The organism is Truepera radiovictrix DSM 17093 (genome assembly GCF_000092425.1).
In the GTDB taxonomy this organism is placed as follows: Bacteria; Deinococcota; Deinococci; order Deinococcales; family Trueperaceae; genus Truepera; species Truepera radiovictrix.
On sequence record NC_014221.1, the window covers coordinates 345,420 to 359,083 of the forward strand.

Here is a 13,664-nt window from a genome sequence, read left to right on the forward strand (position 1 = left end):
GCGCGCTGCACCCCGGAAGCGCCCCAAACGCTCCTCGGGGCTAAACGCCGCCCGACTCGCCAAGGAGCCGCTCGAGCCGCGCTTTGACGAGCGCAAGCCGCGGGTCGCGTGCGGGCAGCAGCTGCGTCAGCCGCAGCAGCACCTCGAAGTCGCCCGGCGCCTGCGCCCCTTTGAGGGTGTAGCGCCACATCAGCTCGGCGTCGTCGCTGCTCGCCACGGCCGCCTGCACCGCGCTGGCGAGGTAGTCGCGCCACTCGCTCAGGAAAGGGGATTCGGAGGTGCAAAAAAGTGGACCACCGTAGTGCGCGAGCGCCCCCGCGACGTCGCCCGCTTGCAGCCGCCTTTCGACCTCGAGGGCGTCGACCGCGCACGGCGTGGTGAGCCGGTAGGGCCTCGAGGCGACGCCCCCCCCGAGCTGCTTGCGCAGCCCCGAGACCTCGGCTTTGAGGGTGCTTAGGCTGACGGGTTGGTCGCCGTAGAGGTGCGCGTGCAGCGCGTCGAGGGTGAGCCCCTGCGGGCAGAGCGCGAGGATCGCGAGGATCTCGAGGCGGCGTGGGGTGAGCTCGAGGCGCCGGTTGCTGGCGTAAGCGGCCGCTTCCCCGCAGAGGGTGAGCTGCAAAGGGGCGGGTGCTAGGGGGGTAGGGGGGCCGAACACCGCCGCGTAGCCGTAGCCCTCGAGCCGCGCCTCGATATAGCGCGCGAGCGCCGTTGCCGTGACCAGCCCCAGACCGTTGGCCTTTTGCCAGGTGGTCGAAAAGTCGAGCACGCCGATAGGGAGACCCGTGCGGGGGTCGCGGATGGGCGCCGAGTAGCACACCCAGTCGTGCACCGCCTGCAAAAAGTGCTCGGCGGAGAAGACCCGCGAAGGCTTGGCGGTGCGCAGCGCCAGCGCGAGCGCGTTCGTCCCCACGCTGCGCTCGTCCCAGTGACCGCCGGGAACGAAGTGCAGCCCCTCGGCGCGGCGCTGCATGTGGCGGCTGCTGTGGGTCCAAAGGAGCTTTCCCGAAGCGTCGGCGACCCCCACGATGAGGTCCTGGTCCTCGGCTGCGCGCTTCATCTCGGCGAGCAGCGGTTTGGCGGCGGCGTAGAGCAGTGAGCTCTGCCACTCGCGCAGGGTTTCGTCGGGGTCGTCGACGGGGGCGGCGGCGCGCAAGGGGCTCACAGCGCGCCTCGAGCGCTGCCACGAGGTCACGATGTCTCGGGGCGCTTCCGGTTGAACCTGGTCGTGGATATAAGAAGCCCAAGCGCGCTCGAGGCGTCGCCTCAAGGTTGCGAGTTCTGCTTCGTCCACGCGACCTGTTACCCTCCCTCGCCCCCCGTCGCAGTGTTTACCAGCTGCGCTACTATGACGTGTTCCAGAATTATAGCCGCTTTCAGCTCTCGGTGGAGGTCGTCGGGGTGGTGTATTTGTATGCACGCTGGTCGTGAGCGCCATAAAAGCTGTTAAACTTGCGCGAACCCCAAGCGAGTGCCCAACCCCTGGGGGGTTCGCGCAAGCCGCTTTTTGCGTGAGCGGCGAGAACTTTGATAACTAAGAAGCCGTGCCAAAGGCTGCGCGAAGCGCGTTGCGGACAGGTTCGCGCAAAGCGGTGCTGGAGAAACGTCTCTGACGCGTGCTATGCTGCGACCGTTGCAGCCGCCCTTCGGGGCGGCTGAGGATTGAAACCTGAGGGCTCGGCTGAAGAGCATGTTGCGGGGGTAGTTGCAGCCGCCCTTCGGGGCGGCTGAGGATTGAAACCGGACGGACGTGCTTAGCCGCTACAGCGGCGAGCGTTGCAGCCGCCCTTCGGGGCGGCTGAGGATTGAAACCGAGTCCCTCCATCTCGGAAGTTGAAAGGAGACGAGTTGCAGCCGCCCTTCGGGGCGGCTGAGGATTGAAACTGGGAGCCGCACACGATGCTCCTCCTCTGGGCGGAGTTGCAGCCGCCCTTCGGGGCGGCTGAGGATTGAAACGGGCGTCGGTTCAGGGATACTGCACGTCGCCAGCAGGTTGCAGCCGCCCTTCGGGGCGGCTGAGGATTGAAACATGCGGTCCATGCTCGAGCAGGCGGACTTTTCGCGGGTTGCAGCCGCCCTTCGGGGCGGCTGAGGATTGAAACTAGACGACCGGGTGCCAGAGCGGGTTTTCGCTCTGGTTGCAGCCGCCCTTCGGGGCGGCTGAGGATTGAAACACGAACTCCGCCGGGGACATCGCCAAAATAAGGCAGGTTGCAGCCGCCCTTCGGGGCGGCTGAGGATTGAAACCGCCTCCGAAGACCGGACGAGCCCACGTATAGCCTCGTTGCAGCCGCCCTTCGGGGCGGCTGAGGATTGAAACTCGGCGTCAGCGTCGATGCTCTCGGCGAGCGCCATGGTTGCAGCCGCCCTTCGGGGCGGCTGAGGATTGAAACTTCGTCAAGCGGATAGGCCACGCACCGCTCAAATAGGTTGCAGCCGCCCTTCGGGGCGGCTGAGGATTGAAACTGGATGCTATGCAGCGACAGGAGAGAGCAGCATGAGTTGCAGCCGCCCTTCGGGGCGGCTGAGGATTGAAACGCGGACGGTGCCGACACGGTTATCGGGAATGCTGAGTTGCAGCCGCCCTTCGGGGCGGCTGAGGATTGAAACAAGGGTCAGGGAGTACAGCCAGGAGCGTCTAGGAGTTGCAGCCGCCCTTCGGGGCGGCTGAGGATTGAAACCTCTGTCCTAATATACCCCTCGCGCGCCCACTCGGGTTGCAGCCGCCCTTCGGGGCGGCTGAGGATTGAAACTCCACGCTCGCGCCGGGGGAGACGTCCCCGGCGGTTGCAGCCGCCCTTCGGGGCGGCTGAGGATTGAAACTTGTTAATGCCCCTGCTTCACTCTCGGTAGCACAAGTTGCAGCCGCCCTTCGGGGCGGCTGAGGATTGAAACACAACCTAGCCCGAGAGCCGCGCGGTCAAGCCCGCGTTGCAGCCGCCCTTCGGGGCGGCTGAGGATTGAAATGCGGGTGTGACGGGCGATGTCCTTCTCCCGTTTGGCGATGCGGTGCCGGTCGGGCTGCGGGCGTTGCTGCTCCGCCGCTATCCTCTTGAGGTGTTCGTCAACGACCCGAATTTCGCCCTCGATACGTGCGCAAACCCTCTTGTTTTGACCCACACTGTACCTTGTCCGTTGCCCCTCATCGGTCGTGGGCCCTGAAGCGCCGGAGGTCTGTGAAGGCTGCTGCGGCACGCTAAACTAGAGGCGTGAGAGGAGCCGTCAGCGCGGACGAGCTTAGGGCGCGGTTGCGTCGGCCGCTCCTGCGGGAGCTGCAGGGTGGTTGTCGGGATCAGGCGGTCGTGGGCGGTCTGGAGAAGCTGCTCGAGACCGTCGGTCAGCCCTTTGCCGACGTGCGAGAGCTCATGGCGGGGTACGGCGCGCTCTCGCCCGAGGTGCGGGCCGAGCGGATCGCGCGGGCGCTCGAGCTGCTAGAGGCGCCCGCCCCGGAAGCGCCGAGCCCGGGCCGCGCAGTGAGGGTGGCAGAAGTGCTCGACGAGGACGCCGAAACGTCCTCTGCGCCCTTTTCGAGCGCTGAGCTCGACGCGACGCTCGAGTCGCGGCGTTTGGATCTCGGCGCGCAGGCGCCCAAAAAGCTCGCGCCCTTGGGCCTTAAGACCTACCGCGACCTGCTCTTTTACTACCCCAAGCGCTACGAAGACCGCCGCGCGCTGCCGCACTTCGGCGCGCTTCGCGAGCAGGAGTCGGCGACGGTCGTGGGCACCATCACGGGCCGTAAGGCGACAAAGAGCCGCAGCGGCATGGTGGTCACCCGCGCTTTTCTGGAGGACGCTCACGGCGGCCGCCTGACGGCCGTATGGTTCAACCAGCCGTGGCTCGAAAAGAGCCTCTTTCCCGGGCAGCGCGTCATCGTGACGGGTAAGGTCAAGCGGCGGGGGCGGTTGGTGGAGCTGAGCGTCGCCCACTTCGAGATCGACGACGACTCGGAGAGCCTCTCGGCGGGGCGCATCGTCGGGGTGTACGCCGCGACCCAGGGGCTCAGCCAGGCGTACGTGCGGCGCGCGGTGCATCGGCTGTTGGGGGCGCTGGGGGTCATCCCCGATCACCTGCCGCGGAGCGTCGTGGAGCGCTTCGGCCTCCTCCCCCTGGACGCAGCGCTGCGCGAGGTGCACTTCCCGACCTCTGAGGAGGGGCTCGCGGCGGCCCTGCGGCGGCTCAAGTTCGACGAGTTTTTGTTTCTCGAGCTGCGCGTGCTCCTAAACCGCGACACCACCCTTTTGGGCAAGCGCTTTACGGTGAAACGGAGCGACCTCGAGCGGTTCGCGGCGAGCTTGCCCTTTGCGCTGACGGGGGCGCAGCGGCGGGTGCTGGACGAGATCTTGGGCGACATGGCGGCGCCGAAGCAGATGGCGCGGCTTCTGCAGGGGGATGTGGGCTCCGGCAAGACGGCGGTGGCGGCGGCGGCCATCTATGTGGCGGTGCAAAACGGCTACCAAGCGGCGCTCATGGCCCCCACCGAGATCCTCGCGCGGCAGCACTACCTCAACCTGATCCAGTACCTCTACCCCTTGGGGGTCGAGTGCGACCTCTTCATCGGGTCGGCGGGTTCGCGCGAGCGCCGCGAGGCCAGGGAGCGTCTGAGCGCTTCGCAGACGGACCTGGCGGTCGGTACGCACGCGCTCATCCAAGAGGGGGTGACCTTTCGCAACCTGGGGCTCGCGGTGATCGACGAGGAGCACCGCTTCGGGGTCGAGCAGCGGCGGCGGCTGTTGAGCGGCAACCCCGACGTGCTGGTGATGAGCGCGACGCCGATCCCGCGCTCTTTAGCGCTCACCTACTACGGCGACCTCGAGCTCAGCGTCATCGACGAGCTGCCGCCGGGGCGCAAGGGGGTGCAGACGCGCCTCGTGAGCGACGCCAGGCGCCGCGACGTCTACCGCTTCGCCTGGAGCGAGATCAAAAAGGGGCGGCAGGTCTACCTGGTGACGCCTCTCATCGAGGAGAGCGAGGCCGAGGTGATGAGCGAGATCGTCTCGGCGACGAAGATGTTCGAGGACCTGCAGGCTTTGATGCCCGAGGCGTGCCGCTTGGGGTTGTTGCACGGGAAGATGACCGGCCCCGAAAAGGACGAGGTGATGGAGCGCTTTCGCCGCCACGAGTTCGACCTCTTGGTCTCGACGACCGTTATCGAGGTCGGCGTGGACATCCCTAACGCCTCGGTGATGATCATCGAGAACGCCGAGCGCTTCGGGCTCTCGCAGCTGCACCAGCTGCGCGGGCGGGTCGGCCGCGGCGAACACGAGAGCTTTTGCATCCTCGTCGCCGGGGACCGCTCGAAGCGGACGCAGCATCGGCTGAGCGTCATCGAAAAGCACACCGACGGCTTTGTGATCGCCGAAAAAGACCTCGAGCTGCGCGGTCCCGGTGAGCTTAAAGGCACCCGCCAGTCGGGGATGCCGGACCTCGTGTTGGGCGACCTGAGCAAGGACACCGAGCTGATCGAGCGCTCGCGCGAGCTGGCCAAAAAGATGCTCGCGGCCGACCCCAAACTCGAGGCGCCGTGGGCGACGCGGCTGCGCGAGGAGCTCAAGCGCCGGAGCCGCGCGGTGGCGTTTCGGGAGATCATCTAGCTGGGGTACGCTTGGCGTGCGGGTCGGTGCAGGCCAACGCGTGGGTCGTGTGGTCTCACGCGGCGGGGCGGCGTCTTGCAGATACCCGCGGTTTGGAGGTTAGTCGTGCAGCTTTTTTGGCGTTTTAGCGTGTTCATCCTTATCGCGGGTTTTATCGGGGGGTGGTGGCTGCGCCTCAGGATCGGGGGCGACTATCTCGCCGCGCTCGTACGCGTCATCTTCATACCCTGGCTGTTGCACCTGCTCTACGCCCTCGCCCACGTCGTCAGGCGGGAGGGGATCACGGAGCTCTGGATGCTCACCGCGATCTTGAATTTCGCGTTTGGTACAAGCCTGTTGGTGTTCGCGGGCTTTTTCTACCGCGCTAGGCCGCGGCTTGCGGCCGTCGTCCCCCTGACCCTAGGGCTCGTTCACCTGGCGCTGCTAGGCTTCTACCAGTCGTTTAGCGTCCACGGGATCGTCTTTCCCACCCTCCCCAACCTGTACTTCGTGGCCGCGGTGCTCTTTACGGTGGCGGGGCTTTTGGGGTATACGTGGCGCGCGGGTCGGTGGCTGGCGCGGCGCCCCTAGGGCCGCGGGAGGGCGCCAACGGGTAGCGGGTGCCACCTGCTAGCAGGCGTCACCTGGTGCGCGGCGCTCTCGCGGAGTCGCCTGGGCGCGCACCGAGGCTGTCGGCAACGCGGAACCGCTGCAGCGGCGTCCCTACGGTACAATCCACCCGATATGGCGTTTAAGGTCCTGGTCACCGACACGATGCAACTAGGCGACAAAACCTACCCCCACCTCGAGGTGGACTACCGCGAGGGGATCGCGCGCGAGGAGCTGCTCGAGATCGTCGCCCACTACGACGCGATCATCACGCGCAGCCGCACGCAGGTCGACGAGACGCTCATCCGCGCAGCAGCGCGCCTTAAGGTGATCGGGCGCGGCGGGGTCGGGGTCGACAACATCGACATCGCCGCCGCGAGCCGCCGCGGCATTCTGGTCTTAAACGCCCCCGAGTCGAACAACGTCTCCGCGGCGGAGCTGACGATCGCGCTGATGCTCTGCGCCGCGCGCGGGGTAAGCCGCTCCGACCGCCTGATTCGCGCCGGCAAGTGGGACCGGAAGTTTCTGGGCCGCGAGGTCAAAGGGGCGACGTTGGGCATCATCGGGCTCGGCCGGATCGGCTCGCTGGTGTCGCGGCGGGCGCAGGGGCTCGGGATGCAGGTGCTCGCTTACGACCCGTACATCTCGCGGCAGCGCGCCGTGGACCTTAAGGTCGAGCTCTTCGACGACCTCGCGGAGATGCTGAGGCGCGCCAACTTCCTGACCGTGCACACCCCGCTGACCGAGGAGACGAGCGGGATGATCGGCGACGCCGAGCTCGCGCTGTTGCCCGAAGGGGCGGTGGTGGTCAACGCCGCGCGCGGCGGCATCATCCAGGAGGAGGCTCTGGTGCGGGCGCTGGACGCGGGCAAGCTCTTCGCGGCGGGGCTCGACGTGTTCGTGCTCGAGCCCCCCGCCGCGGACCACCCCCTACTCGGGCGCGACGACGTGGTCTTGACCGCGCACCTGGGCGCCAACACCGCCGAGGCCCAAGCGCGCGTCGGGGCGGAGATCTTAGAGCGCACCGCGCTCGCCCTCAATGGCGACCTCTCGCGCGGGGCGGTGAACGCGCCCGCGCTCGCCCCCGAGGTGATGAGCGCGCTGGGGCCTTACCTCAAGCTCGGCGAGGCGCTCGGCAAGCTCGTCGCGCAGCTCGCGCACGGCCGGATGCGCGAGCTGCAGGTCGAGTTTTCGGGGACGTTTCCCATGGACCCCGACCCGGTGGCGGTGGCGGTGACCAAGGGGCTACTAGAACCCATCCTGGATGAACCGCCCAACTACATCAACGCCCCCAGCATCGCCAAAGAGCGCGACATCCGCGTCTCGAAGGTCATGGCCTCGCGTAGCCGCGGCTACACCGCGCACGTGCTCGTGACGCTCGTCACCAATGAGGGCCGCTTTAGCGTGGGCGGCTCGGTCCTGGGGACGGAGCCGCGCATCGTCTCGGTCGACGAGTACCCCATCGAGCTGCGCCCGGAAGGCACCATGCTCATCTGCACCAACTACGACCGCCCCGGCGCGGTGGGTAAGGTCGGGACGGTTCTGGGCGACGCGGGGGTGAACATCTCGGGGATGCAGCTCTCGCGGGTCGGCGAGAACGGGCTCGCGCTCTTTGCCTTGGGGCTCGACCAGGAGCCGCCGGAGAGCGTGCTCGAGGTTCTGCGGTCGCTGCCGAACGTGTTGGTCAGCCTCAAACTGGTGCGGCTCTAATGTTTCGGCCGCGGCTTTACGCCCCCGGCCCCGTCGAGGTGCCGCCGCAGGTCCTGGAGGCCACCGCGCGCCCCGTGCTGCACCACCGCACGCAGGCGTTTCGAGAGCTTTTCGCGCGCACCCGCGCCCGCCTCGCCGAGGTCGCCTGCGTGCCCGGCGACGACGTGATCATCCTCGCGGGGAGCGGGACGGCGGGGTTCGAGGCGGGGTTGTTGGCCTGCGTGCCGCGAGGGGCGAAGGTCGTGGGGGTCAACGCGGGCAAGTTCGGCGAGCGCTGGGTCAAGCTGGCGCGGCACTACGGTTGCGAGGTCGTCGAGCTCAAACTCCCCTGGGGGGAGGCTGTTGACCCCGAGGCGGTGCGGGCGCTTTTGCGCGAGCACCCGGACGTGCAGGCCGTCATGAGCACCCACTCGGAGACCTCGACGGGGGTGCTCCACGACGTGCAGGCCCTTGCGCAGGTGGTGCGTGAAACGGCGCCCGAGGCCCTCGTGCTCATCGACGCCGTGACCAGCTTAGGGGTCGCCGAGCTGCGGCCGAAGGCGTGGGGCCTAGACGGGGTCTTCTCGGGCAGCCAGAAGGGGCTCATGACGCCCCCGGGCCTAGCCTTCGCGTGGCTCTCGGAGCGGGCCTGGGCGCGCTCGGAGGGGCTCAACCCGACCTTTTACCTCGACCTGCGCAAAGAGCGGGCGCAGCAGCGCGCCGGACAGACGGCGTACACGCCCGCGGTGAGTTTGGTGGCGGGGCTCGAGGTGGCCTTGGGGCTGCTTCTCGACGAGGGGTTGGAGGCGCTCTGGCGGCGCCGCGAACGCCTCAACGGGGCGGTGTTGGCGGGCGCCGCGGCGCTCGGCTGCCGCCCCTACGCCGCGCGCGTCAGCCCCGCCGTGGCCGCGCTCTACGCCCCCGAAAGGGTGAGCGCGCCGGCCATCGTCAAGGGCTTCGCCGCGCGCGGGATGCGGATCGCCGGCGGCCAGGACGACGCCAAGGAGCACCTCTTTCGCCCCTCGGTCATGGGCTACGCCGACCGCTACGACGCGCTTACGATCGTCGCGGCGCTTGAAGAGGTGCTGCTCGAGCTGGGTCAGCCGGTCGCGCTCGGGCAGGGGGTGAGCGCGGCGCTGCGCGTGCTTGCAGGCTGATAGACTTGGGTTTGTGGAGCGGAGTCTGGATTGGTGGTCTCAAGCGAGGCGTGACCTGTCGCACGCTAGAGCAGATGTAGACGCCGCTTACTACGAGTGGGCCTGTTTCTCGGCGCAGCAGGCGGCAGAAAAGGGGCTCAAGGCCGTTTTTCAGGCTTTAGGCGCCGTCGTCTGGGGGCACTCCGTCGCCGACTTGCTGCGTGAACTCGGGAAGCACCAAAGGGTCCCACCAGAACTCGATGACGCCGCCCTAGAACTTGACAAAGCTTACATCCCCACGCGCTATCCGGACGCGCACCCATCGGGTTACCCCGGGGGACGCTATGTTAAAACGGAGGCGCTGCGGCTTGTCGCCCATGCGGAGGCTATCCTTGAGTTCTGTTCAGGTTTTTTACCCAGCGTGGACGGCGGCGACGCTGACAGAGACGCTTAAGCAGCGGGTAGCCCAGTTACACGAGGTGCTGCCTCTCAAGCAGGCCGTCCTCTTCGGTTCTTGGAGCAAGGGGCGGGCGACCGTGGCCAGCGATATCGACGTGTTGCTCGTTTACCGCGGCGAGGCTCGTGAGGGTTGCTACGCGCTCGCGTGGCGGACGCTAGCTGTACCCGGCATAGAGCTGCACCTTTACAGCGAAGCGGAAGCCGCAGAGCATGAAAAGCTCCTAAGCGAGATGACAGCGGGGGGTATTACGCTCTTCGAGCCGCCCCAGGGCCCCCTCTAGAAGCGGCTACGTCACCGTGCGCCTCGACCTCACCACCCCCGCGCTGCTCTTTCCGGCCATCTCGCTCCTGCTGCTGGCCTACACCAGCCGCTTTTTAACCCTGGCGACCCTGATCCGCGAGCTGCACAAGCGCTACCTCGAGGGCGAAGGCGCGGCGGTGCTCGGTCAGATCAGCAACCTCCGGCGCCGCGTGCAGCTCATTCGCGCGATGCAGGCGCTCGGGGTGCTCAGCTTTTTCGGCTGCGTGTTCTCGATGTTTCTGCTCTTTATCGGCGCCGAGACCCTGGGGCAGGGGGTCTTCGGGCTCAGCTTGCTCCTCTTGATGGTGTCGCTCGCCCTCTCGGTGTGGGAGATTCAGATGTCGGTCGGCGCCCTCGACCTGCAGCTGCAAGACCTCGAGGATGAGGAGGGGCGCTTGCACCGGCGGCCGCGCAAGCGCACGCCGCGCTCCAGAGCCCGCCGTTAGCTCCCTTGCGCCGTGGGGGCGTAGTCGCCAGTGCGCTCCTCGGCCTCGCGTTTTTCGTCCAGGCGCTCGATGACCTTGGGGGCCGTGACGCCGTGGACGAAGACCGACAGGAGCACCACGAAGCCCACGTCCGACCAGAGCGTCTCGGCGCCCGGAAAGTCGGCCTGGTTGACGGCGTAGGCCAGGTAGTAAAACGACCCGACGCCGCGGATACCGAAAAACGCCAGCGCCAAGCGTTCGCGCAAGGGCAGCAGCGAGCCCCAGAAACCGAGCAGGCCGAAAAGGGGGCGGACGACGAAGACGACCGCCGCCCCCGCCAGCACCCCCGCCCAGGTGAGGTCGTGCAAGAGGCCGCCGGCGATCGCCCCGCCGAAGAGCACCAAGACGATGACCATCAGGAGCCGCTCGGTCTGCTCGGCGAAGTCGTGGAGGCTGCTATGGTACTCGTGCTCGCGTTCAAAGTGCCGCAGCGCGAGCGCCGCGACGAACACCGCCAAAAACCCGTAGCCCTGCAGCAGTTCGGCGGCGCCGTAGACGAGCAGCGTCACGGCGAGCGCGACGAAGCCCTCGCCCGTCTCGGCGAGCCGGGTGTGGACCTTTGTGCGGAAGATGAGCTGCATCAGCAGCGTACCCAAAAGCCAGCCCACGGCGGCGCCCACAGCGAGCTTATAGGCCAGGTAGTAGCCCACCCACGCGCCTCACCACCCCTGCGGCGCGAGACCCGAGGTCACGGCCAAGATGGCGAGGTAGGTAAAGGGAAAGGCGAGCCCGTCGTTGAGCCCCGCCTCGGCGGTCAGGCCGAAGCGCACCTCGTCCTCTTGGCCCTCGCCGGGCGCGCCGACCTGCACGTCAGACGCGAGCACCGGGTCGGTCGGGGCGAGCACCGCGCCGAGTAGGAGCGCCGAGGCCGGCGCGAGGCCGATGACCCACCAGCCGAGGAGCGCGGTCGCGGCGATGGTCAGGGGCATCGTCACGGCCAACAGCCGCCAGGCCACCCCCCACGCGCGCAGGCTAAAACCCCTGTCGAGCTTGAGCCCGGCGCCCATCAACGCGACGATCACGAGCAGCTCGGTGAGGTGCTCGGTGACCTGCCGGTTGTCCAGGGGCTGCACGTTGGGGAGCCCCAGCGGCAGGCTGAAGAGCAGGGCCCCGAGGGCCACGTAGAGGATGGGAAACGACAGCGGGCGGCCCTGCAAAAAGCGCGGCAGCCACGCCGCGCCCAGGAAAGCGAAACCGAGAAGCAGCACGGCGACTTCGTAGGTCACGGGTGAGAGGAGGTCTTTAAGGAGGGTCTCGAGCATCGTCATGGTGAGGGCGCTATCGTAGCGCCCCGGGGGGCGCGCATCTGTGCTTTGCGGGTGATTTGCGCGCGCCCCCTGCAGCCGCGCGCCGCCGTGAGCGCTCGGCGCGCCGTGCTATAGTCCTCCAAGCCATGCCCCCGACGCTGCCCCCCGACAGGCTCACCCTCGCGTTTTACACCCTCGACTACCCGCCGGGGCGGTTCGTCTCGAGCATCGGGCTCTACACGCAAAAGCTCGCCGCCGCGCTCGCGGCGCGCGGCCACCGCGTCTTCGTGCTGAGCCGCAGCGAGGAAGGGGAGCGCGTCGAGCGCGACGGGGAGGTCACGGTCTTGCGCCTCGGGCCGCCGCGCGTCGCGGTGCCGGCGCGCGTAACGCTCTTTAGCGCCTCGAGCCGCGCGCTCACCGGTCTGCGCGACGAGGTGCGGTTTCGCCGGCGGCTCGCCGATAAGCTCTCGGAGCTCGTCGCGCGCGAAGGGGTCGACCTCATCGAGGCGGCTGACTCGGCGGCAGAAGCGGGGTTTTACCGGCCGCAGCGCCACCCGCGGGTGCCGCTGGTGATCCGCCTGCACGGCCCCACGGCGGTCGCCGAGCTTTTCGACCGCAACGTGCCCGAGTTCGGGCGGCGCCTGATCCGGCGGGCCGAGCGCGCGCTCTTTGTCAAAGCGACCCACCTTACGACGCCGAGCGAGGTGTCGCGCCGGCTGTTCGCCGCCGAGCTCGGCCTCCATGACCGGCCGATCGCGGTGTTTCCGAACATCCCCACCGTCGACCCGACGCGCATCACCCCCGCCGACCCCGCCGCCGCCGACCCCGACACGGTGCTCTACGTCGGCCGTTCGACCAAGCAAAAGGGGTTGCAGGTGCTCGTCAAGGCGATCCCGGGGGTGCTCGAGGCGCACCCGTCGGCCCGCTTCGTCTTCGTCGGACCGGACGGGCCGAGCGCGTCGGGGCACCCCTCGTTTCAGGCCTACTTGCTGAGCCAGGTCCCCGAGCGCTACCGGGGGGCGCTGCACTTCGTCGGTTACAGGGACCACGCGGCGCTCCGCTGCTTTTACGAACGGGCCGCCCTCTGCGTCTTCCCCTCGCTCTTCGAGTCGTTCGGCTACACCTGCCTCGAGGCGATGACCTACGGCAAGGCGATCATCGCGAGCCCCACGGGGGGGATGGGGGAGATGCTCGCCGAGGGGCGCTGCGGGCTGCTCTACACGCCGCCCGACGCCGATGAGCTGCGCCGGCACATCCTGACGCTCCTCCAAGACGCCCCGCTGCGCGAGCGCTTGGGCCGAGCGGCGCGGGAGCGGGCGCTCAGCTGCTACCACCCCGAGGTGATCGTCGCCGAGACGGAGCGTTTTTACTACCGCGCGGTCGCCGAGTGCGCGCGCTAGGGCGCCGCGGCCGCGGCGATCCCGACGAGGTGCGGCGCCGTGGCGCTCACGCGCGTGCGGTCGAAGCCGCCGTAGAGCCGCACGTTAGCGAACCCCGCCTGCAAAAGGGCGCGCTCGAGCTCGAAGCGCGTAAAGTAGCGCTGCGTGAGGCGGTAGCGCTGGCGCGTCAGCCGCCCGGCGGCGTCGGTGCGGTCGAAAAAGTAGTGCGAGGTAATGAGCTGCGCGTCGGGGTCGTGCTCCTGCAGCAAGAAGAGCTCGCCCGCGCCGCCGCGCTCGAGGGCCCCGGCCGCGCCGACGTGCGCCCACTCGGCCTCACGCCGCAAGACGCCGAGCTGCCCGAAGCGCGGGGTGTAGAGGTCGAAGGCGAAGCGGCCCCCCGCCTCGAGGTGTGCGCGCACCGTCTCGAGGGTCGCGTCCTGGTCTTTGAGGGTGTAGGCGTGCATGAGGGTGTTAAAGGGCGCGATGACGAGCGGGAAGCGCCGCCCCAACCGGACGCTGCGCATGTCGCCCGGGACGTAGGTGACGCGCTCCTCAAGCCCCTCGCGCGCCAAGCGGGCGCGGCCGCGGAGGATCATCTGTTCGGCGGGCTCGAGCGCGACGACCTCGAAGCCGGCGCGCGCGAGCGCCGCCGCGACGCGCCCCGTACCCGCGCCGAGCTCGAGCACCGGCCCGCCGTAGTCGTGGGCGAGGCGGGTGTAGAAGGGGAGGTCGTCGCGGTAGTGCGCGTACTGCAGGTCGTAGAGTTCGGCCAAGGGGTCGTAGTTCATACCA

Annotated in this window: 10 protein-coding genes, 1 pseudogene and 1 CRISPR repeat array; of the genes and pseudogenes, 8 read left to right on the plus strand and 3 right to left on the minus strand. The window is 68.3% G+C overall.

The features are described 5' to 3' along the window. Window positions 1-40 precede the first annotated feature (40 nt). Window positions 41-1,291: a helix-turn-helix domain-containing protein gene (locus tag TRAD_RS01530; RefSeq protein WP_049772905.1), complete on the minus strand. Its 1,251-nt coding sequence runs from the start codon at window positions 1,289-1,291 to the stop codon at window positions 41-43. Window positions 1,292-1,629: 338 nt separating this feature from the next. Continuing rightward, window positions 1,630-2,964: a CRISPR direct-repeat array (repeat unit 37 nt; unit sequence GTTGCAGCCGCCCTTCGGGGCGGCTGAGGATTGAAAC). A 242-nt stretch (window positions 2,965-3,206) separates the two neighbouring features. Between TRAD_RS01530 and recG the strand changes: the two genes are divergently transcribed. The 7 genes from recG (at window position 3,207) to TRAD_RS01565 (ending at window position 10,207) form a co-directional block, all read left to right on the plus strand. Beyond that, a complete protein-coding gene (recG, locus tag TRAD_RS01535) occupies window positions 3,207-5,588 on the plus strand; it encodes an ATP-dependent DNA helicase RecG (RefSeq protein WP_041947088.1) in 2,382 nt (793 codons plus the stop codon). A gap of 105 nt (window positions 5,589-5,693) precedes the next feature. After that, the gene (locus tag TRAD_RS01540) at window positions 5,694-6,158 is read left to right on the plus strand and encodes a hypothetical protein (RefSeq protein WP_013176821.1); all 465 of its coding nucleotides are present in this window, start codon (window positions 5,694-5,696) and stop codon (window positions 6,156-6,158) included. 153 nt (window positions 6,159-6,311) lie between these two features. After that, entirely contained in the window at window positions 6,312-7,886 is a 1,575-nt protein-coding gene (serA, locus tag TRAD_RS01545; protein ID WP_013176822.1) for a phosphoglycerate dehydrogenase, read from the plus strand. Next, window positions 7,886-9,022, plus strand: a complete 1,137-nt coding sequence (locus TRAD_RS01550) for a pyridoxal-phosphate-dependent aminotransferase family protein (RefSeq protein ID WP_013176823.1) — start codon at window positions 7,886-7,888, stop codon at window positions 9,020-9,022. The genes serA and TRAD_RS01550 overlap by 1 nt, the downstream gene beginning before the upstream one ends. Window positions 9,023-9,035: 13 nt before the next feature. Continuing rightward, window positions 9,036-9,455, plus strand: a complete 420-nt coding sequence (locus tag TRAD_RS01555; RefSeq protein ID WP_041947089.1) for a HEPN domain-containing protein — start codon at window positions 9,036-9,038, stop codon at window positions 9,453-9,455. A gap of 25 nt (window positions 9,456-9,480) precedes the next feature. Further along, a complete protein-coding gene (locus tag TRAD_RS01560) occupies window positions 9,481-9,741 on the plus strand; it encodes a nucleotidyltransferase domain-containing protein (RefSeq protein ID WP_185095185.1) in 261 nt (86 codons plus the stop codon). A 16-nt stretch (window positions 9,742-9,757) separates the two neighbouring features. Next, window positions 9,758-10,207, plus strand: coding sequence for a DUF2721 domain-containing protein (locus TRAD_RS01565; RefSeq protein WP_013176826.1), 450 nt, complete (start codon window positions 9,758-9,760; stop codon window positions 10,205-10,207). Here TRAD_RS01565 and TRAD_RS16575 read toward each other — a convergent pair. Next, window positions 10,204-11,508: pseudogene (locus TRAD_RS16575) on the minus strand (cation:proton antiporter). The gene TRAD_RS01565 and the pseudogene TRAD_RS16575 overlap by 4 nt on opposite strands. Before the next feature lie 131 nt (window positions 11,509-11,639). On the opposite strand from TRAD_RS16575, the gene TRAD_RS14960 reads away from it, so the two are divergent. Then, the gene (locus TRAD_RS14960) at window positions 11,640-12,893 is read left to right on the plus strand and encodes a glycosyltransferase family 4 protein (protein WP_013176827.1); all 1,254 of its coding nucleotides are present in this window, start codon (window positions 11,640-11,642) and stop codon (window positions 12,891-12,893) included. Here the strand turns inward: TRAD_RS14960 and TRAD_RS01580 are convergent. Beyond that, the gene (locus tag TRAD_RS01580; protein WP_013176828.1) at window positions 12,890-13,660 is read right to left on the minus strand and encodes a class I SAM-dependent methyltransferase; all 771 of its coding nucleotides are present in this window, start codon (window positions 13,658-13,660) and stop codon (window positions 12,890-12,892) included. The two genes, TRAD_RS14960 and TRAD_RS01580, sit on opposite strands and share 4 nt — an antisense overlap. Between the last annotated feature and the right edge of the window lie 4 nt (window positions 13,661-13,664).

Bases quoted from the DNA above. Each gene is read 5' to 3' on its own strand.
- TRAD_RS01550 (WP_013176823.1), top strand. From the start codon at position 7,886: ATGTTTCGGCCGCGGCTTTACGCCCCCGGCCCCGTCGAGGTGCCGCCG.
- TRAD_RS14960 (WP_013176827.1), top strand. From the start codon at position 11,640: ATGCCCCCGACGCTGCCCCCCGACAGGCTCACCCTCGCGTTTTACACC.
- TRAD_RS01580 (WP_013176828.1), bottom strand. From the start codon at position 13,660: ATGAACTACGACCCCTTGGCCGAACTCTACGACCTGCAGTACGCGCAC.
- serA (WP_013176822.1), top strand. From the start codon at position 6,312: ATGGCGTTTAAGGTCCTGGTCACCGACACGATGCAACTAGGCGACAAA.